Source organism: Parasphingorhabdus sp., from assembly GCF_048267785.1.
GTDB lineage: Bacteria > Pseudomonadota > Alphaproteobacteria > Sphingomonadales > Sphingomonadaceae > Parasphingorhabdus.
Window position 1 is genome coordinate 65,432 of the sequence record NZ_JBLWWU010000011.1, and the last position, 21,203, is coordinate 86,634.

19 protein-coding genes, 1 tRNA gene and 1 pseudogene are annotated in these 21,203 nt (G+C 53.7%); 10 read left to right on the top strand and 11 right to left on the bottom strand.

The features are described 5' to 3' along the window. Position 1: 1 nt before the first annotated feature. A complete protein-coding gene (gene cysN / locus ACN0VD_RS10635; RefSeq protein WP_417594021.1) occupies positions 2-1,927 on the bottom strand; it encodes a sulfate adenylyltransferase subunit CysN in 1,926 nt (641 codons plus the stop codon). Beyond that, complete coding sequence (gene cysD, locus ACN0VD_RS10640) at positions 1,927-2,787, bottom strand: sulfate adenylyltransferase subunit CysD (RefSeq protein ID WP_417594123.1); 861 nt, start codon at positions 2,785-2,787, stop codon at positions 1,927-1,929. The genes cysN and cysD overlap by 1 nt, the downstream gene beginning before the upstream one ends. Positions 2,788-2,924: 137 nt before the next feature. Between cysD and ACN0VD_RS10645 the strand changes: the two genes are divergently transcribed. The 7 genes from ACN0VD_RS10645 (at position 2,925) to ACN0VD_RS10675 (ending at position 13,164) form a co-directional block, all read left to right on the top strand. Continuing rightward, positions 2,925-4,025 carry a helix-turn-helix transcriptional regulator gene (locus ACN0VD_RS10645; protein ID WP_417594023.1) on the top strand — a complete coding sequence of 367 codons (1,101 nt, stop codon included), beginning with the start codon at positions 2,925-2,927 and terminating at the stop codon, positions 4,023-4,025. A 375-nt stretch (positions 4,026-4,400) separates the two neighbouring features. Then, positions 4,401-6,881, top strand: a complete 2,481-nt coding sequence (locus ACN0VD_RS10650) for a LuxR C-terminal-related transcriptional regulator (protein ID WP_417594025.1) — start codon at positions 4,401-4,403, stop codon at positions 6,879-6,881. Between the two features lie 137 nt (positions 6,882-7,018). After that, the gene (locus ACN0VD_RS10655; RefSeq protein WP_417594027.1) at positions 7,019-8,572 is read left to right on the top strand and encodes a hydantoinase/oxoprolinase N-terminal domain-containing protein; all 1,554 of its coding nucleotides are present in this window, start codon (positions 7,019-7,021) and stop codon (positions 8,570-8,572) included. Between the two features lie 5 nt (positions 8,573-8,577). Then, positions 8,578-9,681 carry a DUF917 domain-containing protein gene (locus tag ACN0VD_RS10660; RefSeq protein WP_417594029.1) on the top strand — a complete coding sequence of 368 codons (1,104 nt, stop codon included), beginning with the start codon at positions 8,578-8,580 and terminating at the stop codon, positions 9,679-9,681. Then, the gene (locus tag ACN0VD_RS10665) at positions 9,681-10,415 is read left to right on the top strand and encodes an aspartate/glutamate racemase family protein (RefSeq protein ID WP_417594031.1); all 735 of its coding nucleotides are present in this window, start codon (positions 9,681-9,683) and stop codon (positions 10,413-10,415) included. The genes ACN0VD_RS10660 and ACN0VD_RS10665 overlap by 1 nt, the downstream gene beginning before the upstream one ends. Positions 10,416-10,427: 12 nt before the next feature. After that, the gene (locus ACN0VD_RS10670) at positions 10,428-12,608 is read left to right on the top strand and encodes a TonB-dependent receptor (RefSeq protein ID WP_417594033.1); all 2,181 of its coding nucleotides are present in this window, start codon (positions 10,428-10,430) and stop codon (positions 12,606-12,608) included. A 214-nt stretch (positions 12,609-12,822) separates the two neighbouring features. Beyond that, positions 12,823-13,164, top strand: coding sequence for a hypothetical protein (locus ACN0VD_RS10675; RefSeq protein ID WP_417594035.1), 342 nt, complete (start codon positions 12,823-12,825; stop codon positions 13,162-13,164). Positions 13,165-13,494: 330 nt separating this feature from the next. On the opposite strand, the gene ACN0VD_RS10680 is transcribed toward ACN0VD_RS10675, so the two are convergent. From ACN0VD_RS10680 to ACN0VD_RS10715, 8 genes and pseudogenes are all read right to left on the bottom strand, one after another. Next, on the bottom strand, positions 13,495-15,102 hold the full coding sequence (locus ACN0VD_RS10680; RefSeq protein ID WP_417594037.1) for a catalase: 1,608 nt from the start codon (positions 15,100-15,102) through the stop codon (positions 13,495-13,497). Positions 15,103-15,513: 411 nt separating this feature from the next. Further along, positions 15,514-16,260: an MBL fold metallo-hydrolase gene (locus ACN0VD_RS10685; RefSeq protein ID WP_417594039.1), complete on the bottom strand. Its 747-nt coding sequence runs from the start codon at positions 16,258-16,260 to the stop codon at positions 15,514-15,516. Between the two features lie 531 nt (positions 16,261-16,791). After that, positions 16,792-16,868, bottom strand: a tRNA-Arg gene (locus ACN0VD_RS10690). Between the two features lie 43 nt (positions 16,869-16,911). Then, entirely contained in the window at positions 16,912-17,406 is a 495-nt protein-coding gene (locus ACN0VD_RS10695) for a DUF1178 family protein (RefSeq protein WP_417594041.1), read from the bottom strand. Then, a complete protein-coding gene (locus ACN0VD_RS10700; protein ID WP_417594043.1) occupies positions 17,403-18,236 on the bottom strand; it encodes a carbon-nitrogen hydrolase family protein in 834 nt (277 codons plus the stop codon). The genes ACN0VD_RS10695 and ACN0VD_RS10700 overlap by 4 nt, the downstream gene beginning before the upstream one ends. A gap of 6 nt (positions 18,237-18,242) precedes the next feature. Beyond that, on the bottom strand, positions 18,243-18,500 hold the full coding sequence (grxC, locus tag ACN0VD_RS10705) for a glutaredoxin 3 (protein WP_417594045.1): 258 nt from the start codon (positions 18,498-18,500) through the stop codon (positions 18,243-18,245). A gap of 78 nt (positions 18,501-18,578) precedes the next feature. Then, on the bottom strand, positions 18,579-19,094 hold the full coding sequence (locus ACN0VD_RS10710) for a ComF family protein (RefSeq protein ID WP_417594125.1): 516 nt from the start codon (positions 19,092-19,094) through the stop codon (positions 18,579-18,581). A 24-nt stretch (positions 19,095-19,118) separates the two neighbouring features. Then, positions 19,119-19,313: pseudogene (locus tag ACN0VD_RS10715) on the bottom strand (double zinc ribbon domain-containing protein); the annotation flags it as partial. A 40-nt stretch (positions 19,314-19,353) separates the two neighbouring features. Between ACN0VD_RS10715 and ACN0VD_RS10720 the strand changes: the two are divergent. Continuing rightward, entirely contained in the window at positions 19,354-20,220 is an 867-nt protein-coding gene (locus ACN0VD_RS10720; RefSeq protein WP_417594047.1) for a class I SAM-dependent methyltransferase, read from the top strand. A gap of 8 nt (positions 20,221-20,228) precedes the next feature. Here ACN0VD_RS10720 and ACN0VD_RS10725 read toward each other — a convergent pair whose 3' ends face one another. Further along, complete coding sequence (locus tag ACN0VD_RS10725; protein WP_417594049.1) at positions 20,229-20,651, bottom strand: (deoxy)nucleoside triphosphate pyrophosphohydrolase; 423 nt, start codon at positions 20,649-20,651, stop codon at positions 20,229-20,231. Positions 20,652-20,743: 92 nt separating this feature from the next. Between ACN0VD_RS10725 and ACN0VD_RS10730 the strand changes: the two genes are divergently transcribed. Together ACN0VD_RS10730 and ACN0VD_RS10735 are read left to right on the top strand one after the other, a co-directional pair. Next, positions 20,744-20,917, top strand: a complete 174-nt coding sequence (locus ACN0VD_RS10730; protein ID WP_417594051.1) for a Flp family type IVb pilin — start codon at positions 20,744-20,746, stop codon at positions 20,915-20,917. A gap of 112 nt (positions 20,918-21,029) precedes the next feature. Further along, positions 21,030-21,194, top strand: a complete 165-nt coding sequence (locus tag ACN0VD_RS10735; RefSeq protein WP_417594053.1) for a Flp family type IVb pilin — start codon at positions 21,030-21,032, stop codon at positions 21,192-21,194. The last annotated feature ends 9 nt before the right edge of the window (positions 21,195-21,203 follow it).

A 21,203-nucleotide genomic window follows, 5' to 3' on the forward strand; every position in this document is an offset into this window, starting at 1 on the left:
CTCATTTCAGCGGCATGATTTGACGAACAATGAAGTCGGCAGCTTCGGTTGGCGTCATCTCCACCGTATTGACCCGGATTTCGGGATTCTCGGGAGGCTCATAAGGGCTGTCGATGCCGGTGAAATTCTTCAACTTACCACTGCGGGCTTTCTTATACAGGCCCTTCACGTCGCGCTCTTCGGCCACTGCCAGCGGCGTATCGACAAAAATTTCAATAAACTCGGCCTCGGGCAGCATTTCTCGCACCATCTTCCGCTCGGCACGAAATGGGCTGATAAAGGCAGTCAGCACGATTAATCCCGCATCGGTCATTAATTTGGCGACTTCGCCCACACGACGGATATTCTCGATCCTGTCCGCCTCGGTAAAGCCCAGATCCTTGTTGAGGCCGTGACGAACATTGTCCCCATCGAGCAGGAACGTATGGCGGTTCATCAGATTGAGGGCTTTTTCGACCTCATTGGCGATGGTTGATTTTCCCGAACCCGAGAGGCCGGTGAACCACAACACCCGCGGCGTCTGGTTCTTGAGCTGGGCATGCTCTTCCCGCGTTATTGTGGTCGGCTGCCAGTGGACATTGGCGGCCCGACGCAAGCTGAAATGTAACATACCTGCGGCAACAGTCGCGTTGGTAATCTTGTCGACCAGAATGAACCCGCCAAGTGCCGCGCTGTCAGCATAGGGTTCGAACACGATCGGCTTGTCTGTGTGCACTTCCGCTACGCCAATAGCATTCAGTTCCAGGGTCTTCGCCGCGAGATGCTCCATAGTGTTGACATTGATTTCATATTTCGGCTCAGACACTGATGCGCTGACCGTTTGCGAGGCCAGTTTAAGCCAGTACCCGCGACCGGGTTTGAGGGCTTCGTCACTCATCCAGACGATCGTGGTTTCGAATTGATCCGAAACCTGGGGAGGATCGCCGGCAGCGGCAATCACGTCTCCACGCGAACAATCGACCTCATCATCCAGAGTGATCGTGACCGACTGGCCCGCCACCGCCTCGTCGAGCGTATCGCCAAGAGTTACGATGCTTTTAACCATGCTGTTCTTGCCAGACGGAACAATTCGGACAGGATCGCCGGGTTTGATGGATCCTTCAGATATGAGACCCGAAAAGCCGCGGAAATCGAGGTTGGGCCGATTGACCCATTGCACGGGCATACGGAAAGATTTTTCCTGCGCCGCTGTCGCTGCGATCTCGATATTCTCCAGATGAGCGATCAGCGCGGGGCCATCATACCACGGCATATTTGCCGACGGTGCCTCGGTAATATTATCGCCCCGGAAACCGGAAATCGGGATTGCGGTAAAGCTCTCTATACCAATTTCCGCAGCAAATCTTCCATAATCCCTGGCGATCGAATCAAAAGTTTCCTGGCTGAAATCGACCAGATCCATTTTGTTCACCGCCAATATCAAATTCTTGATGCCAAGCAGGTGAGCCAGATAAGAATGACGCCGGGTCTGGACCAATATGCCCTTGCGCGCATCGACCAGGATCACGGCCGCATCAGCGGTTGACGCCCCGGTGACCATGTTGCGGGTATATTGTTCGTGACCCGGGGTATCGGCGACGATGAACTTGCGTTTTTCCGTTGCGAAGAAGCGATAGGCGACATCAATCGTAATGCCCTGCTCCCGTTCGGCGGCGAGACCGTCCACCAAAAGCGCGAAATCTATGTCCTGCCCCTGCGTTCCGGACTTCTTGCTGTCCGCTTCCAGCGCAGCCAGTTGATCTTCAAAGATCATCTTGCTGTCGTAGAGCAGTCGGCCGATTAGCGTACTTTTGCCATCATCCACACTGCCGCAGGTGATGAAGCGTAGCAATTCCTTGTTCTGATGCTGTGCGAGATAGGCGTCAATATCCTCCGCGATCAACGCCTCGGTTTTGTAGATCGGCATTTTTTCACTGTCCCCGGTCATCAGAAATAGCCCTCTTGCTTCTTCTTCTCCATGCCTGCACCACCCTCATCCTTGTCGATGACTCGGCCTTGCCGCTCGCTGGTGGTGGTCAGGAGCATTTCCTGGATAACCTCGGAAAGGGTCGACGCTGTACTTTCAACAGCACCGGTCAGTGGGGCACAACCCAATGTCCGGAAGCGGATGGATCGGGTGGTGATTTCCGGTTTGCGGCCCATGACCTTTTCCAGCCGGTCCAAATCATCCGCCATGAACAACCCGCCTTCGTAGATATAGGTGGGACGCGGCGCAGCGAAGTAAAGCGGCACGATCTCGATATTTTCGGCCATGATATATTGCCAGATATCCAGCTCGGTCCAATTGCTGATCGGGAAAACCCGGATGCTTTCTCCCTTGGCCTTTTTGGCATTGTAAAGATTCCACAATTCAGGCCGCTGATTTTTGGGATCCCACCCATGGCTCGCCGTGCGAAACGAAAATATGCGCTCTTTTGCGCGACTTTTCTCCTCGTCACGTCGGGCACCCCCGAAAGCGACATCAAAGCCATGAAGATCAAGCGCCTGCTTCAACCCCTCGGTTTTCCACATATCGGTATGAAGCGGACCATGATCAAACGGGTTGATACCGCGCTCTTTTGCTTCCGCGTTGTGATGGACGATCAATTCCATTCCCGCATCCTGCGCCGCCTTTTCACGCAGCGCGTACATATCCTTGAACTTCCAGGTTGTATCGACGTGGAGCAGCGGAAAAGGAGGGGGTGATGGATAAAAGGCCTTTTTGGCGAGATGTAGCAGAACAGCGCTATCTTTACCGACGCTATACATCATCACCGGCTTGTGCGCTTCTGCCATCACTTCTCGCATGATGTGGATGGCTTCGGCTTCAAGCCGCTCTAAATGGGTCAAAATACGGGTCACTGGACGGTCCAATTCTTAACGTTTGAAGCTCTATTGCGTGCAAATGACTCGCATACAGTTCCCAAATGGGATATTCACGAGAAATGTCGATAATAATAAGTGAAGAACATGACCTGATCGCCGCGCTCCACCGCGGTACGCTGGGCGCTCCCCCATGGGAGAATTTTCTCGCACAGTTAAAGCGTCGAACGGCAGCGGACTATGCAAATCTCTTTTTCCAGGGTGATCATGACTGGCTGCAATCGGTCCAGATTCCGGCGGCCCGGCAGGGCAGCGGCGACATAAACGAAATCTATCGCAACAATTTCGGGAAAATCGCGGCCCTCCCCCACAATAAAATGCGGCTCAACCGCGTCTACACCCTCGACGAGTTTATCGATCCGGATGATCCTCATCAAAAACGCTATAAAGCATTGTTTTTGCAGGATTCTGATGCTCGCTTCGCCCGCATCCTGCGGGTCGCCGAGCCCAATGGCGGTCAGATCTGGATTTCCCTTGCGCGCAACTTTCGCAACTTTTCCGCAAGCGACGGAGCATTGCTCGGCGCGCTGGCCAACCATCTTGCGATTGCTGCCGGCACACATTCGGAACTGGAGAGGCAAAGGCTGAAGGCGGGCATTTCCGCCGATGCAATCATGCGACTCAATTTTGGCTGGTTCATGCTCGACGCGTCCGGCCGGATCATAGACATGAGCGAACAGGCGGAAGCCTTCGTGCAAGAAGCGCAGACATTGCGCAAATCACCCGATGGGCGATTGATAGTGGGACGTGCCGATGCCCAGGGCGTCTTGCGTCAGTTTCTGAAAATGCGTCAGGCTGGTGAAAGCATAGCCCGGACCGTACATCTGTCTGACGAACCGTGGCTGGACATGCTACTGACCAATCCACCGTCAGACCTGCCCGGCGCTCTGCAACCGGTTGCCATCGCTTTTGTCCATGGCGAACGATCCAACAGCGCCGAGCGCAGTCACCATTTGGCCAATCTTTTCGGTCTCACGATTCAGGAGGCCCGACTTGCCTTGCACATCAGCCGTGGCGTTTCAATCAAGGAAGCCGCATTGTTGCTGGGGCTAACCCACGAAACCACGAGGCTTTATTCCAAACGGATATATGCCAAGACCGCAACACGCGGTCAGGCCGATCTTGTTCGTCTCATTCTTGCAAGCATCGTAGCACTAACGTGAACCGCAGACGTCGACTGGACTTGCGACAGTGTCCGCACCGGCGATTTCGCGCCCGGCAATTATGTCTTGGATGCCAATATCGCAGGCTATGTTCGCGTCGCGGAGACCATGGCTTTACTCGGCTTCAATTGACTGAAGCGATACCGGCCTGCCTGACCTCCAGCCTGTCCGGTAATTTGGCGGGCAATCGCCTCCATATCTGTTCGGGAAAAAGCAGGACCGCTTCCTTGCGGTAACGTCCCGCTGCAAACGCGCATCTTTGCCAATTTTCCCAAGCTTTGATCCATGCTGGTTGTCGGCGCGCGCTTGCATTTTACGCCTACTTAGTAGAAGAAAATTCGAGGCACAAACTGACAGGTAAGGACCGGGCGACTAATGGCAACGGCAATGGGCGGGCATCAAAGCAAGATTGTCGATCGCATCGTGGCCGGGCGATCAATCGTGGTTCTCTGTGCACCGCCGGGCTTCGGAAAAAGCCGGCTTGCGCACGAGGCAGCAAGACGAATTTCAACAGGAAGCGCGTTGTCGCTATGCGAATTTGGGCAGATAGAGCATCGTGCCGATCCTTGTGCTGTAGCCAATGCGCTACTCGCCCAGCCGAAACAGGTGGCAATAATTGAAGACGTGCATCTGGCTGACAGAGATTTCATGCGGCTGGCGTTAGAAAGGATCAGCGTCCAAAATTGCGGGAAGCGCATTATAATGACAATGAACGAGCCAAACGACTTCCCGTTGGCGCGGATCACCAGCCGGCATTCCATTGATATTCTCGACGCTAATGCCCTGCGTCAGCGGGCCAGAGTAACAACCGATATTCTCAAATCGGTACCACGCCGGGCCATGCGTTCGCGATTAAGGGGACTCGTCGGCGACTGGCCGATTGCTAGTGAGCTTCTATCCGCTTGGGCCGCCAGTTCTCAGGACCGTTGCGAGAGCTGGAGCGACTTCGATATTGTGCGCGAAAGCCGACTTGGCGAATTTATCGACCAAGAGGTTATTACATTATTCTCGGAAGCAGAATTATCAGCCCTTGTGCATGCCAGTTTGCTGGATGTGCCGGATCTCGATATTCTGGAGTCGGTCTCTGGCCGCCAGAATGACGGCCGGATTTTGGCAGACCTCGCTTTCCGGTTTAAAGGTCTGGTCGACCGTCACGAGAACCGGATCGATTTGCAGGGCGCATTGCGTATCTGGTTGCGGGACGCGGTTCAGGTGTTCGACGAGCAAACGCGTGTTGAAATGCTGGTGTCGATGGCCGATCAATGTTCGACCAACGGAAGGCTCGCTGAGGCGGCTACGCTCGCAAGGATGGCAGGGGATAGTCGCCGGATCCGCGATTATGCTCATGCCCACGGGGCCTTACGAATATGGATTGTCCACGGATTTTCTGTACTCAAGGAGTTGCTCGAAAATTCGAGTCCCGAGGACATAGGCGACTCAATCGTGCTGCAAATGATTGAATGTATCGTCCATATGAAAGTAGGCCGGATCAATGTTGCACAGGAATTGTTTGAATCTCTGGCTGAGAAAGTCGAGTCCGGCCATCGTTTGATCAAAGACCTTGAAATCGTTCGTCTGACCTTGCTCGTTTATGGCTGTTCATTTCAGCGTACCGGCGACCTTGAGTTGGTCAAGAGCCTGATTGCGGAGGAAGCGGACGATGCCGCGATGCGGTCTTTTTTTGCTACATTATCGGCCATCCTGAACAGTCAGCGCGCCAGGTTCGATGCGGCCGTGGCCAATCTCAACGATGCACGTGCGCAAGCACGGAAGGTTTCTTCGCAATATAATCTGATGTTTCTGCTCATGCACGAAGCGTCGATCAATCTCGCCCAGGGCAAACTGAAAAATGCCAGAACTTGTCTTTCAGAAGCCCGCTCCCGATGGCAGCGGGACTTCGCCGATGATGTCGGAGTCGAAACGGTCGTTGCGGCATTGAGCGCCTCCATCGAGTTCGAGGCAGGCCGCCTCACCAGTGCCCGCAATTCGCTCAGGAAGTCAGCGCACCGGATGCCTGAAGCCGAAGCCTGGTTTGACATATATTTTGCTGCCTATGAAACAATGATACGCATCAACATCGTCGACCACGGAATCGGTGCGATGCATGAAGCAGTCGAGGACGAGGCCCGCAAGTTACGCGCCCAGGGTTTGCCCCGGGTAGCCGACCTTCTGATGGCGATCAGGCTTTGTGTCTGCGGTGAGGCTCGCCTGCAGGGGCAGCGCGCGATCATTTCAGAAATGGCTTGGGAAATACCGGCGGTGGGGCCGACGAGCAGCTGGCAGGAACAGGAGGTATTCTCCATTGCAAGGGCTTATGCCGATTTTTTCGACGGAAAAGCCGACAAGGCGCAAGCATTGCTTGACCAGTCGATCGAATGGTCAGCTAGCTGCGGCCTCGAACGATCGCGATTACGTTTTCTACTTGTGGCGTCTGCTATGGCTACCGCGCAGGGTGATACGCATCGTGCCCATACAACTCTCCGGTGCGCGATTTCAATCGGAGCCGCAACGGGCATGCGGCAAATTTTCCGGGAGATTGCTGGAAGCAGCTTGACACCGGCGTTGAAAGCGCTGCGGAAGGATGCGGCTCTTGACGATCTTGAACTTGGATTCGTGGAGTTGCTGCTCAATCGTCTGGGCGACCGTCAGAGCGTTGCCAGTGGCAAACTTTCCGCTCGGGAGCTGGAAGTCCTGCGCTTGCTGGGTTCCGGCGGATCCGACAAGCATCTTGCTCGCCATCTCAATCTTTCGGAACATGGCGTCCGTTTCCACCTCAAAAACATCTTCAAGAAGCTGGGCGTCCACGATCGCTTATCCGCAGTCGCCGCAGCGGACAAGCTTGAGCTGATAAATTAAACCTACTTGTTTGAGTAGGTATTTGTGCGATGCCAATATTTAAACCTACTGGGTAGAAGTTGAAACCTCCCAACCACCGCTATTGAGCAAATCTTGGCGCTGTTTACCGTCAGTCGCTCATTCAATGGAGGGTTTTGATGCGAATTGGGGTGGACGTCGGCGGCACAAATACTGATGCGGTCCTGCTCGATGGAAAAGAGGTTCTGGGAGCGGTAAAGCGACCAACCAGCGGCGACGTCAGCACGGGAATTTCCGACGCCATCGGCGCGCTAATCTCGGAATGCAATATCCGGCCCGACGAGATCAAGGCGGTCATGATCGGCACCACCCACTTTACTAATGCCTTCATCCAGCGGCGCGAACTTGTCCCGGTATATGCGATACGGATGGGATTTCCTGCCGGACGCGGCATACCGCCATTCGCCTCTTGGCCTAGCGACCTAAAAGCATCGGTCTGCGGGGATTTCGCGATGGTGCCGGGTGGCTTCGAATTTGATGGGCGCGAAATTTCGGCGCTTGATGAAGAGGCTATATCCAAAGCTGTATTTGAAGCGCGCAAGAAAGGCATAGGACAGCTCGCAGTCTCGTGCATTTTCAGCCAGTTGAATGCTGATCACGAAAAACGCGTTTCCGACTTGATTAGAAAGCAGGCACCGGAAATGCAGGTGTCTCTGTCATCCGAACTGGGCCGGGTCGGGCTGCTCGAACGCGAAAATGCTGCGATCATGAATGCGAGCCTGCGGCCGCTTGCCGCAAAAATCACCGCCGCCTTCAAACATGCCCTGCATGATCAGGGGATCACTGCTCCCTTTTACATCAGCCAGAATGACGGCACATTGATGAGCGCTGACTATATGCAGCGGTATCCGGTGATGACGTTCGCGGCTGGCCCAACCAACAGTATTCGCGGTGCCGCATGGCTCACAGGTGCCGAGAATGCAATTGTCGTGGATATCGGTGGTACCACCTCGGATATTGGCGTTCTCAAGGACGGCTTTCCCCGTCAATCGACGGTCCATGTCGACGTCGGTGGAGTCAGAACAAATTTCCGGATGCCGGACATTCTCTCGATCGGTCTCGGTGGGGGGAGTCTGGTCCGTGAGAATGGTGACAAGGTAACGGTAGGACCAGATTCGGTTGGCTATCGTTTGCTCAGTGAAGGATTGATCTTCGGGGGAGGGACGATGACCGCCAGCGATATTGCAGTCGCTGGCGGTCAGACATCCTTCGGTGAACCGGAGCGGGTTGCTGACCTGTCTCCCGCGCTGGTTTCGCAAGCACGTCAAGCGATCAGAGAATTGATTGACGACGGCGTGGACCGGATGAAAACCACGCCGGATGATATCCCGATGATATTGGTCGGCGGCGGCTCCGTCATCGTGTCAGAAACTCCCAAGGGTGTGTCTGAAATGCTCCATCCGGCACATGCTGGCGTCGCCAACGCAATCGGTGCTGCGATCGGACAGGTTAGCGGAGAGATTGACCGGATCTACAATATCGCTGGTCCGCAAGAGCGTGCCGACGCGCTAGCGGATGCCAAAGCACAGGCCACGGCGCACGCGATTAGTGCCGGCGCGCACCCCGACAGTATCAAGGTCGTGAATATTGAGGCTGTTCCGCTGCAATATTTGCCGGGGGGCGCCACCCGTGTTGTCTGTCAGACTGTCGGCGATCTGGCCATGGTGGAGTAACGGAAATGGTATCTGCAATCACACTCGACAATATCGAACATCTGGCCATCGGCTCTTCGTTTCTCGGCACCGGCGGTGGCGGCGACCCCTATCTCGGATCGCTGCTATGCCGCGAAGCCATTGCAAAATATGGACCGGTCCCGGTCATTTCGGTGGATGAGCTAAAGGACGAAGACAATGTCTTCATCGCTGCGGCGATGGGTGCCCCCACGGTGATGATCGAGAAGCTTTTCTCGATTGAGGATCAACACCGGGCCGTGGCGACGCTAGAACGATTTCTCGGTAGAGAGGCAAACGCCATCATCTCGGCCGAAATAGGTGGCTGCAACTCGATGATGCCGGTTGCCTATTCGGCGCTGCGCGGGCTGCCCATCGTCGACGGAGATGGGATGGGTCGCGCCTTTCCCGCTCTCCAGATGACCAGCTTCAATATCGAGGGGGTCGCCTGCGCGCCGCTCACGATCGCAGACGAGCACGGCAATAGCGTGCTTTATCAGACCACCACTGGGTTGAAAGCCGAGGAACTGGCTCGCCCCGTTGCTGCGGCTATGGGGGCCAGTGTGTGCATGTCCTGCTACCCAATGACCGGCGTCGAGGCACGGCGCGCGACGATACCGAAGACGCTGTCGGGTGCGATTGCCATCGGTGAAGCCATTACCAACAGCTCTGATCCGCGCCGGCCGCTCGACCGGTTAATCGCAGCGCTACGCGGACATGAATATTACAAGGATGCGGCGGTCGTCTTCGAAGGGAAAATTACCGCTCTGGAACGAGACACGTCCAAAGGTTGGGTATTCGGCAGTTGCTCGATATCGGCGATGGCGGGGCCGGAAGCTGCCCAACTCAAGTTCCAGAATGAAAATCTGTTGGTAACAGTCGATGGCCGGTTGCGATGCGTAGTCCCGGATCTCGTCACAATCGTGGACCTCGAGACCGCCCATGCCATTCCGACCGAACGCCTTGCCTATGGGCAAAGGGTAGCAGTCGTTGTTTGCAGCGCCCCGCCGCTTCTGAATACCGCGCGTGCGCTGGACGTGGTCGGACCGAAGTGCTTCGGTCTGGACGAGCAATATATACCCGTAACCGAGCTGATAAAGGATCTGATTTAATGCGTATCCACCTCATTACACCGATTGTGACCGAAGATATCCGGACGCTTGACGACGTCGCCGGGCTGAACAGTGCGGATCTTTCTATTACGCAATCCCTGATCGCCAGCGGTCCGGTCTCGATAGAATGCGAATTTGATGAAGCCATGTCTGTGCCCGGCATCGTGGCTGAGGCGATTGCCGCAGAACGGTCCGGCGCGGATGCAATCATCATCGATTGCATGGGTGATCCGGGCCTCAATGCGGCGCGCGAGGTTGTCTCAATCCCGGTGCTTGGGCCTTCGGAATCATCGATGCATCTCGCTGCGATGCTGGGACACAAATATAGCGTGGTGACCGTGCTCGATTCCGTTGTCCCGATGATCGAGAATCTGGCGAAGATCTATGGCACGAATGACAAGCTGGCTTCGGTACGGGTGATAAATATTCCGGTATTGGAACTGGAAGCTGCCCCGGACAAATTGATCGGGGAACTGGCAAAAGCATCCGTGGCTGCGGTCGAAGAAGATGGTGCCCACGCGATCGTTTTGGGTTGTACCGGCTTCCTCGGATGCGCCGAGGGGATTACGGCCGCGTTGGAAGCGAAAAACCACAGTCTGCCAGTGATTGATCCTATCCCCGCGACCGTCTGCGTCGCTGCAGGGATCGTCCGGGCGGGCCTGACGCACAGCAAACGCACTTATGCCAAGCCGAGATCGAAGGATCTCAAGGGCTATCCATCGATCAAAATCTAGGGGGAAATTATCATGACCAAAACACATATCCGCAATAGCAGCTTTCTCGCGATCGCCATCTGCTACCTAGCTTGTGCCTCGCCTGCATTGGCCCAAAACACGACCACCGATCAGACAGAAGCTGGCGGGACGGAAGACATGTTGGGAGAAATCGTTGTCACTGCACAGCGCCGCGAACAGCGCGCCGATGATGTCGGGGTAACGATCAACGTATTGACGGGAAGCGACCTGAAGGCTGCCGGCACGCAGTCAATTGTGGATCTGGCGGCGATTACGCCAAATGTGCAAATCAAGAATGTGCTGGCCAACAGCGTTGTCAACGTCAGCATCCGCGGAATTGGCCTGAATGATTATGCGGCCAACAATAATCCTGCTGCGGGCATGTATGTCGACAATGTCTATCTTGTATCACCCGCAATGCTGTCATTCGGCCTCTTTGACGTTGACCGGGTTGAAGTGCTGAAAGGGCCGCAGGGCGATCTATATGGACGCAATACCACTGCCGGCGCTGTTAATATCATTAGCCGCAAACCGTCGGATAACACGGATGTGATGCTTGAGGCAGGATATGGAAGCTATGACAGTTGGCATATAGAGGGAGCAGTCGGTGGTGCTCTTACGTCAACGCTGAAGGCCAGATTCGCGCTCCAGACCGTGCAGCAGGAATCCGGACCACAAACCAATTATGTTACCGGTAACCGGATCGGAAAAGTGGATCGCACCAATGGCAGGCTACAATTGCAATGGGAACCGAGCGATAGCTTCGATCTGCTTCTCAACCTCCACAAGGGCTATGACCGATCTGACGTTACGCTCTACAAGGCAGACAATATCCTGACTACAGAAGAGGACGCGTTTGCGGGCCAGCCGCGCGTATCGGGAGCGGGCATTGATCCCTATATGGAGCTGGAGTCCACCGGCGCATCCCTGACTGCCAACTGGTCCGTCAGTCCCCAGATAACGCTGACTTCGATCAGCGCCTATGAACATTTCACCAGATTGCATGTCGAAGACACCGACGGAACCTCTTTGGCCTATCTGGATTCCACCTATGACAACAACATAAACCAATATTCTCAGGAACTGCGGCTTGCATATCAGAGAGATGATCTCAACTTGATTGGCGGGCTATTCTACTCTCATGATAAGGTAGAAACGCGCGATACGTTCTTCTCTCCGGACCTTCTGCCTCTCTTTGGCCTTCCCGGCCTGGATACGATTGGCAACACCTATCGCCAGCGCACCGATGCTTATGCCGCATTCATGCACGCCGAATGGACGTTTGCGGACAACCTGACGCTGATTGGCGGATTGCGCTATACCGAGGAAGACAAAACATTTGATCAGGCCACTACATTCCTGTGCACGGCGGGAGCTTGTTCGGATCTGTTTGCACCGGTAAGCAATGATTATTCGACCTCGAACATGTCCGGCAAGATCGGCCTTAATTATCAGGCCGGAGACCGCACATTGATCTACGCCAGTATCAGCCGGGGCTTCAAATCGGGAGGTTTTCAGGGGCAGCTGACTTTTGACCCCACTGTGCTCCAACCGTTTGGTGACGAAAAGCTCACCGCATATGAGCTCGGCCTCAAAACGCGGCTTTTCCCGAATTTCCAGCTGAATGCCGCCATCTTCAACTATGATTATAGCGATGCGCAAATCTATGGCCCGCTGTTCGATTCTCCGGTCGGGGTGTTGTTCGGCATTGCCAATGTTGGTGATGCGCGGGTGACGGGGATCGAGGCTGACGCCCGGTGGAGTCCGGTAGATGGGTTGGATCTTCGCTTCGGGGCCGGATTGATCGATACCGAGGTTACCAAATCCGTGGTGGCCGGCGTTGCCGAAGGCAGTGTTTTGCCCAATTCACCTCGGCTTACACTCAACGGCCGGATGAAATATGAATGGTCGCTTTCGGATCGCACTATGGCCGACATCACCCTCTCGGGCAACTATCAGAGTCGTGTGCGTTTCGACATCGTCCGCAGTCCTGCGGAAGCGGTTGAAGGCGGTTACGTCCTCGCCAATGGCGAAGTGGGAATATCCTTTGCCGATCACTGGCGAGCATCGGTCTGGGTAAAGAATATTTTCGACCGCCTTTACCGGACACAGACGCTGAACACGAGCATTGGATGGACCGAGCAATATGGCGCGCCGCGAACCGGCGGGATCAATATTTCTTATACATTCTGATATTAACGGCTGCGCCAAATCTGGGATGGTTTACCACCATCAGATATTGGCAATCCCTAACAGCCTGAAGCAGGGACAATCGAAGGTTTGGTTGAACCCCATACAAGTCGGTGCGCTTGTTCTCCCCAAAAGGACGAGCGCACCTCCAGACATATAATTCGCCTATTCGACCAAGAGCCTCAGTTTTTGACATTATCTGCTGAAAGATATTAGAATGAGCAGCCTTACACTCCCTATAGTCTTGCAGTTTCTTGTCGCGATCATCGCCAATGTAGCGGCGCTAATTGCCTTGCCTTTGACTATGGGGTTCACAAAATTTGGACCAACAGTGTTTTGCGCTAGTCTGTTTATCCTCAATCTTTTTATGATGTCACGCATGATACAATCGGGAGTTCCGCTTTCTGGTCTAATCCCGCTTATGACCGGCGTCATTCCGCTAACCATGATCGTTGTTGGTATTGTCCACTTTGGTGAAAATGGTTCCCCGTTGCGGATTGGCTTATTGTTAGGGGCATGTGCGCTCGCTACAGCTGCGGCAGCAGTCCAACAAGGGTAGCCGTTGGGGCCCGATGTCGTCCTCGGAAGCACCGGCGCGCCAATTAGCTCCAGCCTAAGAAATGCCAGAAGCTGATCTCACCCCCCATCAACTCGCTCTTCATATTGTGGCGTTTGATGATGCAAAAGCGCAAGCTCCGCTAGGACTGAATGACCAAAGCTTCCGAAGCAGCACGCTTGGCACTTTCGCAAGATAACGTAGACGGCTAGCCGTGTTCCCTCGATAGCATTTTGCATCGGAACCGGTCGCGGCATCGCTGCGATATGAAAAGCACACCTCCGCAACGGGCGCGAAGGTGCGCTTTATTTCATATTCAAACAGAGCGGCTGACTATTTTGCCGGATCCACCTCGCGCTCGTCAATGATCGCGTTCTTCTGCCCTTCACCTTTGGCGATCGATGACGTAGCAGGAATGCCTTGATATCCGGAAATCGACTTGGCACTCGCCATGCCCGGAGCTACCGACTTCCCGCCGAGCAGATCGCGAGTTGCCTTTTCAATACGGTCACCAATGTTCTTGTCGACATTCCGCCAATAGGCAAAGGCGCGCACCAGAATCGGTTCGCTGACGCCATTAGCGAGATGCCCGGACACGTTATCGACAAAGCGGTCGCGCTGCGCATCGTCCATCACCTCGCGTACCAGCACGCCTGGCTGGCTCCAGTCGTCGTCATCCTTGCGCAACGTGTAAGCTGCGCGAACCATATCACCGTCGGCCATCCATGTTGCTTCTCCGCCAACTTCCGGCTGCGCGCCCGGGCCTCCGTAAGAGTTTGGCGCATAGACCGGATCCACTGCGTTGACCGTCCGCCCATGCCCTGCGCGCGAATAGGAATGAACCTCTGCCGCCTTGGCCTGATTGACGGGAATCTGCTTGTAGTTAACCCCCAGTCGAGCACGATGTGCATCCGCATAGGAAAAGCCGCGCGCCAACAGCATCTTGTCGGGGCTCAGGCCGATGCCGGGAACCATGTTGTTGGGCTCGAACGCCAACTGCTCGATCTGGGTGTCCCAATCCACCGGATTGGTGTCGAGCGTCAGCTTGCCGACTTCCATCAGCGGATAATCTTCGTGCGGCCATGTTTTGGTCAGGTCGAACGGATTGATCCGGTAGGTTTCGGCATCCTCGAACGGCATGATCTGGAATTTCAGCGTCCAGCTGGGGAATTCACCCTTGGCAATGTGATCGAACAGATCACGGCGGTGATAATCGCCGTCCTGTCCGGCCATTTTGTCAGCTTCGTCCTGTGTCAGATACGCGTTGCCATCACCAAGATCGGTGTGGAAATGCCACTTGACCCAGAATTTTTCGCCCGCCTCGTTAATAAGCATGTATGTGTGACTGCCATAGCCGTTCATCTCACGCCAGTTTTTGGGTACGCCGCGATCACCCATCAGATAGGTGACTTGATGCGCACTCTCCGGACTGAGTGTCCAGAAGTCCCATTGCATGTCGTGATCGCGCAAACCATTGTCGGCGCGGCGCTTTTGACTGCGAATGAAGTGCTGAAACTTCAATGGATCGCGAATGAAGAAGATCGGCGTATTGTTGCCGACCAGGTCAAAATTGCCGTCCTCGGTATAGAATTTCACCGAAAAGCCGCGAGGATCGCGCCAGGTGTCGGGACTCCCGCGCTCGCCAGCGACGGTGGAAAAGCGCATCGCGGTTTCCACTTTTGCACCCGGCTGGAGGAAACGTGCCTTGGTGTATTTGCTGACGTCTGTCGTTACCTCAAAATGACCGAATGCCCCGCTTCCCTTGGCATGGGGCTGACGCTCCGGGATACGCTCGCGATTGAAGTTCGCCATCTGTTCAATCAGGTAGTGGTCGTTGAGTACGATCGGACCGTCATTTCCGATGGAAAACGAATGCTCGTCGCTCTGGGCTGGAATGCCGGCGTCTGTTGTGGTGCGGGGTGTAGATTTCTTATCGGCCATTGTTGTCACCTTTGGCGTATGTGTTGGGGGGATAGTTCGAAAACGACGGGAGGGGGGAGACAGAAGCCGTAGTATCGAACGGACGGATATCTTCTCTACCAGCGGTTTCGATTGTTCAATCGTTTCTCCATTGTCCAATCAAAGTAAAGGAGAAGAGCGATGAATTATATACGTTTTGATGCCGCGAAGCAAGGTTCCCGGCTTGTTATTCTTAGCCGATGGTTGACGAAGAGACACCAAAGGTCGCAGATCAGATCATGCAGATCTGATTTTCCCTATGTGCGAAACAACCGTGAAATCAGGAGTAATATCGCCACCGCGAATTGGCATGGAATACTTCGGTTCAGATTTTCGGCACCAACGCCTGACAATGTTCTTTTCTTTTCGCGTGACAGCAATGAAATTGGCAAATCACCCTTGCACTGAGGGGCCTTCAGGCTCATTCGTCAGCACATCTTCGGTGCAGTCTCCGCAACGTTGGTTGGCCGGAACGGCTACATCGATTCTCTTGGGATAGGGCAGATTGAGATTGTCCATGATGTCGATGAACTCGTCCATAGTGCGATTTTCACCCAGCCTTGCGTTGCGTTCCTTTTCCTGGCCGATCGAGCTTACGTGCCGATGCTGATAATCATGGGCAGGATAAACCAGTGTCTCGTCGGGAAGCGTAAAGAGCTTTTCATGCACGGAATGATAGAGTGTTGCGGCGTCGCCTGATTGGAAGTCGGTCCGCCCGCAACCATCGATCAAAAGTGCGTCACCCGTGAAAACCTGGGCCGTCCCTGATTCGTCGATAAGATAGCAATGATGCGTATCTGTATGACCGGGCGTAAATAGCGGCTGGAAGGTCGTTCCCCCAACTTTCAGGGGTTCGATCTCGCTCACGCCAAGGTCAGGGCAAGGCAGATTGTCCATCGCCGGATATACGACCTTGCACCCTGTCAGGCTACGCAACCGGCAAGCTGAAGTGATATGATCGGCGTGAACGTGCGTTTCCAGCGTATAGCTCAAGGTGAGCCCAAGCTCCTGAATCATAGACAAGTCCCTGTCGATCATCTCACAAACCGGATCGAGAAGGAGCGCCTCGCCTGTCTCCGGAAAGCCAAACAGATATGTGTAGGTCCAGGATTCGGGATCCGTTAGTTGCCGAAAGATCAAGATGTCATCCTTCCATCGAAATGTTCATGGCCGGCGTCCGCTTCAAAATACGCCTTATGGGTTCTGATATCAACATACTCTGCCGGACTATTATATGTATAGATCTTCAACGACCCCTTGCCGGTGCTTACTACATCGGGATAGGTATCTTATGGAGCGATGATAGGCGTTATCGGCTATCACCTTGCGCATAATCCCGTGGATGAAGAATCTGGCCTCACCAGCCTCGACTCGAAAAACTGGTCTTGATCCTCGCTATCTTACCCTCAATTTTTTATTGCCCGGATCGTAGAGCCAACTGCTCTGGTCATTAGCTTGCTCGCCGAAGCCACATCAGCTTGATTTTATAAAGTCACGGTCTTGGCAGAATCTTATCCATTGTAAATATTATCCCGGTTCTCGCTTGGGCTCGATCGCAGTTCTTGGGATGAAGTCACCAGTAGTGATGTTGGTATCATGAGTAGCAGAACCGCTTTGTCTCGGACCGTGTGCGGAGCCTGACTTCATGCTGTACCCAAAACTGAACAGGAATGGTGCGCCCGACAGGATTCGAACCTGTGGCCCCCAGATTAGGAATCTGATGCTCTATCCGACTGAGCTACGGGCGCTTGGTGATGCGGGTTTAGCCATATTGGTCGGCGCATGCCAGAATCAATTTTTGGCTTTGGGTGGTAAAACCGGAAGGGGCAGCGGGAGCGCCGGGATGCCCTCTTCTACCAAATCGGCCACTTCTTGTTGTGAGGCCGTTCCGTGAATGGATTTTCTGTCCGCATCCCCATAATGGATGTCGCGGGCTCGATCAGCAAATTTGTCGCCGACCCATTCGGAACTGGCAAGCATCTTTTCCTGTGCCTCGACCAGTTTGCCAATCATTTCCTTATAATCAGCTGGCACAGCCATCTCATTGGTGACCGGCTTTACCGTCTGGATTTCGGATGTATCACCCGTTGGTTTAGGGGTAGCGAGTTTCTGATTGCCTTTCCGACCAACATTGGGAGCCATGGCGGCCTTTGCGATATTTTTACTGCCACAAACCGGACAGTCCAGCAATCCGCGATCCAGCTGTTCGGCATAATCTTGCGAGGATCCGAACCAGCCCTCAAACCGATGCTGGCCCTCCGCACATATCAAATCGAAAATAATCATGTCATTTTTACCGGCATTTTGAACTTTTTACGGTTTGCAACTGCGGGTATCCGCGAACGCGTTTCCTGGACTTTCCTCAAATCCAGTTCGCAAAAGCCCAGCCCATTGCCCTCGCCCATATCGAGTAATATCTCGCCCCAAGGGTCGACCACTATTGAGTGGCCATAGGTGGAACGGCCATCTTCATGCTGACCATATTGCGCCGCTGCAACAACGAAGGCCCCCGCCTCGATTGCGCGAGCTCGCAGCAATATTTCCCAATGGGCCCTTCCGGTCGGGACCGTAAACGCGGCGGGGACAGACAATATATCGGCGCCTGCGTCGGTCAGCGCTTCATATAAGCCGGGAAAACGAAGATCATAACAAATGGACAATCCCAGCGTTGCATCGGAGACCGGAGCTACAACGGCGTTGTGCCCCCCTGCATATGCTGAGGATTCCCGGGATGATTCATCGGGACCAAGATCAACATCAAACAGATGAATCTTGTCATAACGCGCGATAATTTCTCCGTCAGGACTGATAAGGTACGAACGATTGACCCATTTCTCTTCCAAATTGTTGGAAGCCTTCACTGCAAGAGAGCCGAGCTGGACCCATATACCGGCCTTGCGGGCTTCGGACCGCGCGGTTAAAAGCACCATATCATCAGCTTCGGTGCTGATATTTCTAGCCGCCCGCGACCGATCCCGATCTACCAATCCGGTCATCTCTGGCGTAAAAATTATCGCAGCATCTCCCGCCGCAGCTTGAGCTATGAGCGAAGAGAGTTGTCTGGCATTTTCTTTTGGATCAATGCCGCTGTTCATTTGGGCAAGAGCAATTTTCAAAACGGATCAACTTTTCAAAAGCGCATCGAGCTCGCCGGAATAGTCCAGTGCGGACAAATCATCCGAACCTCCGATATGACGGTCATCAATAAATATTTGCGGAACGGTCGTTCGACCACCAGATCTCTGGATCATTTCCTCGCGTTTCTTACCGCCCATGGTAATGTCTGTCTCTTCAAAACCTACATTCTTTTTTTCAAGCAACGCCTTTGCCCGGAAGCAGAAACCGCATGTAAACTTTGTGTATATTTCAACTTTCGCCATATTTGGATCTTTCTACCATCAGTCTGCAAATGGGCTGTTAGCGAAATAAATTCAAGCGATCTCTATCTGTTCAAGGCACTAGCCATTTTCAAAATCGTTTATAACCCGCGCCCAGCAGAAAACGAGCACTCGTTCGGCCCCCGCTTTTTTGAGCAGTCGAGCACAGGCATTGCTCGTTGAGCCACTTGTGTAAACATCATCGACTAACAGGACTGACTTGCCACCAATTTCCGCCTCATTGCTGCGGAGCGCAAACGCCGCGTCCACCGTTCGACAGCGCTCTTTACCGCTCAGACCCCGCAGCGGAGGCGTAGCCTGTTGGCGGACAATGGCATTGTAATTCATCCCGATACCAGTGTTTCGAGCAAGTTCCCTGCCTATCAGAACGGACTGGTTAAATCCGCGACGCCATAGTCGTGTGCGGTGGAGCGGTACAGGAACGATAATCGCGTTGGCTGAACATTCCTCAACGAATTTCTGTAAGTGTTCGGCGATCAATCTTGCGAGCCCCAACCGGGTACCATATTTTAAACGCATTGCGATCAGCGAGCTTTTGTCATCATAGCGCACCACGGCCCTCACCCCATCATGCATGGGCCGATCTGTCAGGCATTTTCCGCAAAGACTTCCGTCAGGACAGTCAAAGGTTAGAGGAGCTCCACAAGCCGCACACCAAGGCTTTGCAAGAAAATCCAGCTGCCGCCAGCAACGCAGGCAGAAGCGGTTATCCGCCTCAACAGTGACGCCGCATACCGGACATCTTGGTGGCAACGCAAAATCGATCAAAGGGTTGAATATAGCTGGCAACGGCATTTGATCTTTTTGCCCAGCGCTCCTAAAGCGACAAGACCTTATGACCGATACAGTCAATGTTCCCGAAGTTTTTGATCGCAAACTGAGACGCCTCGTCCGAGATCGCGCCTATTCCCGGGAGCATGGTAAAGATTTTCTCTCGCAGATTATGGCTGATGAAATTCTGGAACGTCTTGATGTGGTCAAACGGACGTTTCAGCGAGTCCTGATAATCGGGTTATCGGCGGAAGGGTTAGGAAACGCACTAAAAGCACGCGGCATGCAAGTGATATTTGCCGACTCAAGCGTACAAGTGACGAAGGCACTTGGAGGCATATTATGCGATGATGATCGGTTGCCATTTGCCGATCACAGCTTTGACCTAATTATCAATATAGGTTCCCTTGATACAGTCAATGATCTGCCCGGTGCACTGGTTTTGTGCCGACGGATTTTGGTTCCAGATGGATTATTGTTGGCCGCCTTGATAGGTGCCGAAAGTTTCCCCTCGCTCAAATCTGTCATCATGGAGTCAGAAGGCGACCGGGTTTCCTCCCATTTTCACCCGCAAATCGATGTGCGCACAGCCGGAGATCTGATGGCGCGGGCGGGGTTGACCATACCGGTGGCGGACAGCGATACGCTGCATCTGAATTATTCCGGCCTCGACCGTTTGATTTCCGACATCCGTGACGTGGGAGGCAGCAATATCATGTCCGGCATTCGCCCTGCCATTGGACGGAATATCTATAATCGCATGATTTCGGGATTCGATGCGCGGACAAGCGCAGATGGAAAATTCTCCGAAATCGTGACCATATTATATCTGTGTGCGTGGGCACCACACCCGGACCAGCCAAAACCGGCCCGCCGCGGCAGCGGACAGGTATCTCTGAAAACCAGACTTTCCAAGAATAACGGGGACTGAGCTACTGTTTAAGTCGGGTCCCGCAGGACATGGGAAAGCATTTCGACCAATGGCCCATCTGCCGGTGGCATCGGAAGCTCCCGGATTGCCGCCACCGACAGCCACTGCAAATCTAGCGACTGGGGACTCAGAACAAGTCCTGTCCATTTGTGGCATATATATAGAAGAAGGACCAGATGCTGATCACCCAGAGTTTCGCTGGCGAAGGCTACTGGTTTAATATCAGGTTCTTCGACCCGAATTTCCAGCTCTTCATGCAACTCGCGAATCAGAGCAGCTTCGGGGGTTTCTCCCACTTCCACCTTGCCGCCGGGGAACTCCCACAAACCGGCCATCGGCTTCCCCTCAGGTCTCTTCTGTACCAAAATTCTGCCGTTTTGGTCAATCAGAGCGGCCGCGGCGACAAATAGGTATGTCGGATTTTTTTCCATTTTTTTATGCGATGTAAGGATTTTGTTAATCCATTTCTGTGAAACCGGTACCGTTCATGACTTAGCAGAACTTTATCCACGTTGAGAGAGATATGATCGATCTTTTGAAAAAATTATATCTTTCTGACCGGGGTGCGACTGCTGTTGAATATGGTTTGATATTGGCTCTCATCGCGCTGACCGCAATGGTCGCGATTACCGGTGTTGCCAATGAAACTTTCAACATGTGGAGTGGTGTTGCCAATGAGGTTACCGGCGCTTCATAATAAGTATTCGCACTTAATCATTTGGTAAGGTTTCTGTTCTAGAGTTTTGAATATTGGACATAATTTATGTTCAATTGGGTAAGTGAAGTTTGTCAAATCTAGGAGACCGGACATGAAACTCGTACGTAAAATGTTTAAGAATGAAGAAGGTGCAACGGCTATTGAATATGGCCTGATTGCTGCTCTGATCGCTGTTGCAGCTATTGTTGCAATGGGTCAGCTGGGTAACACCCTCAGCAACACCTTCACCGAAGTCGAAAACTCGATGGCTGGTTAATCTTCGGAT

What these genes read in the sequence shown, in the direction of transcription:
- cysD (WP_417594123.1), bottom strand. Translation starts at nt 2,787, where the DNA reads ATGCGAGAAGTGATGGCAGAAGCGCACAAGCCGGTGATGATGTATAGC.
- ACN0VD_RS10730 (WP_417594051.1), top strand. Translation starts at nt 20,744, where the DNA reads ATGATCGATCTTTTGAAAAAATTATATCTTTCTGACCGGGGTGCGACT.
- ACN0VD_RS10710 (WP_417594125.1), bottom strand. Translation starts at nt 19,094, where the DNA reads ATGCATGATGGGGTGAGGGCCGTGGTGCGCTATGATGACAAAAGCTCG.
- ACN0VD_RS10650 (WP_417594025.1), top strand. Translation starts at nt 4,401, where the DNA reads ATGGCAACGGCAATGGGCGGGCATCAAAGCAAGATTGTCGATCGCATC.
- ACN0VD_RS10725 (WP_417594049.1), bottom strand. Translation starts at nt 20,651, where the DNA reads ATGGAAAAAAATCCGACATACCTATTTGTCGCCGCGGCCGCTCTGATT.
- ACN0VD_RS10660 (WP_417594029.1), top strand. Translation starts at nt 8,578, where the DNA reads ATGGTATCTGCAATCACACTCGACAATATCGAACATCTGGCCATCGGC.
- ACN0VD_RS10665 (WP_417594031.1), top strand. Translation starts at nt 9,681, where the DNA reads ATGCGTATCCACCTCATTACACCGATTGTGACCGAAGATATCCGGACG.
- grxC (WP_417594045.1), bottom strand. Translation starts at nt 18,500, where the DNA reads ATGGCGAAAGTTGAAATATACACAAAGTTTACATGCGGTTTCTGCTTC.
- ACN0VD_RS10695 (WP_417594041.1), bottom strand. Translation starts at nt 17,406, where the DNA reads ATGATTATTTTCGATTTGATATGTGCGGAGGGCCAGCATCGGTTTGAG.
- ACN0VD_RS10675 (WP_417594035.1), top strand. Translation starts at nt 12,823, where the DNA reads ATGAGCAGCCTTACACTCCCTATAGTCTTGCAGTTTCTTGTCGCGATC.
- ACN0VD_RS10645 (WP_417594023.1), top strand. Translation starts at nt 2,925, where the DNA reads ATGTCGATAATAATAAGTGAAGAACATGACCTGATCGCCGCGCTCCAC.
- cysN (WP_417594021.1), bottom strand. Translation starts at nt 1,927, where the DNA reads ATGACCGGGGACAGTGAAAAAATGCCGATCTACAAAACCGAGGCGTTG.
- ACN0VD_RS10670 (WP_417594033.1), top strand. Translation starts at nt 10,428, where the DNA reads ATGACCAAAACACATATCCGCAATAGCAGCTTTCTCGCGATCGCCATC.
- ACN0VD_RS10680 (WP_417594037.1), bottom strand. Translation starts at nt 15,102, where the DNA reads ATGGCCGATAAGAAATCTACACCCCGCACCACAACAGACGCCGGCATT.
- ACN0VD_RS10735 (WP_417594053.1), top strand. Translation starts at nt 21,030, where the DNA reads ATGAAACTCGTACGTAAAATGTTTAAGAATGAAGAAGGTGCAACGGCT.
- ACN0VD_RS10720 (WP_417594047.1), top strand. Translation starts at nt 19,354, where the DNA reads ATGACCGATACAGTCAATGTTCCCGAAGTTTTTGATCGCAAACTGAGA.
- ACN0VD_RS10655 (WP_417594027.1), top strand. Translation starts at nt 7,019, where the DNA reads ATGCGAATTGGGGTGGACGTCGGCGGCACAAATACTGATGCGGTCCTG.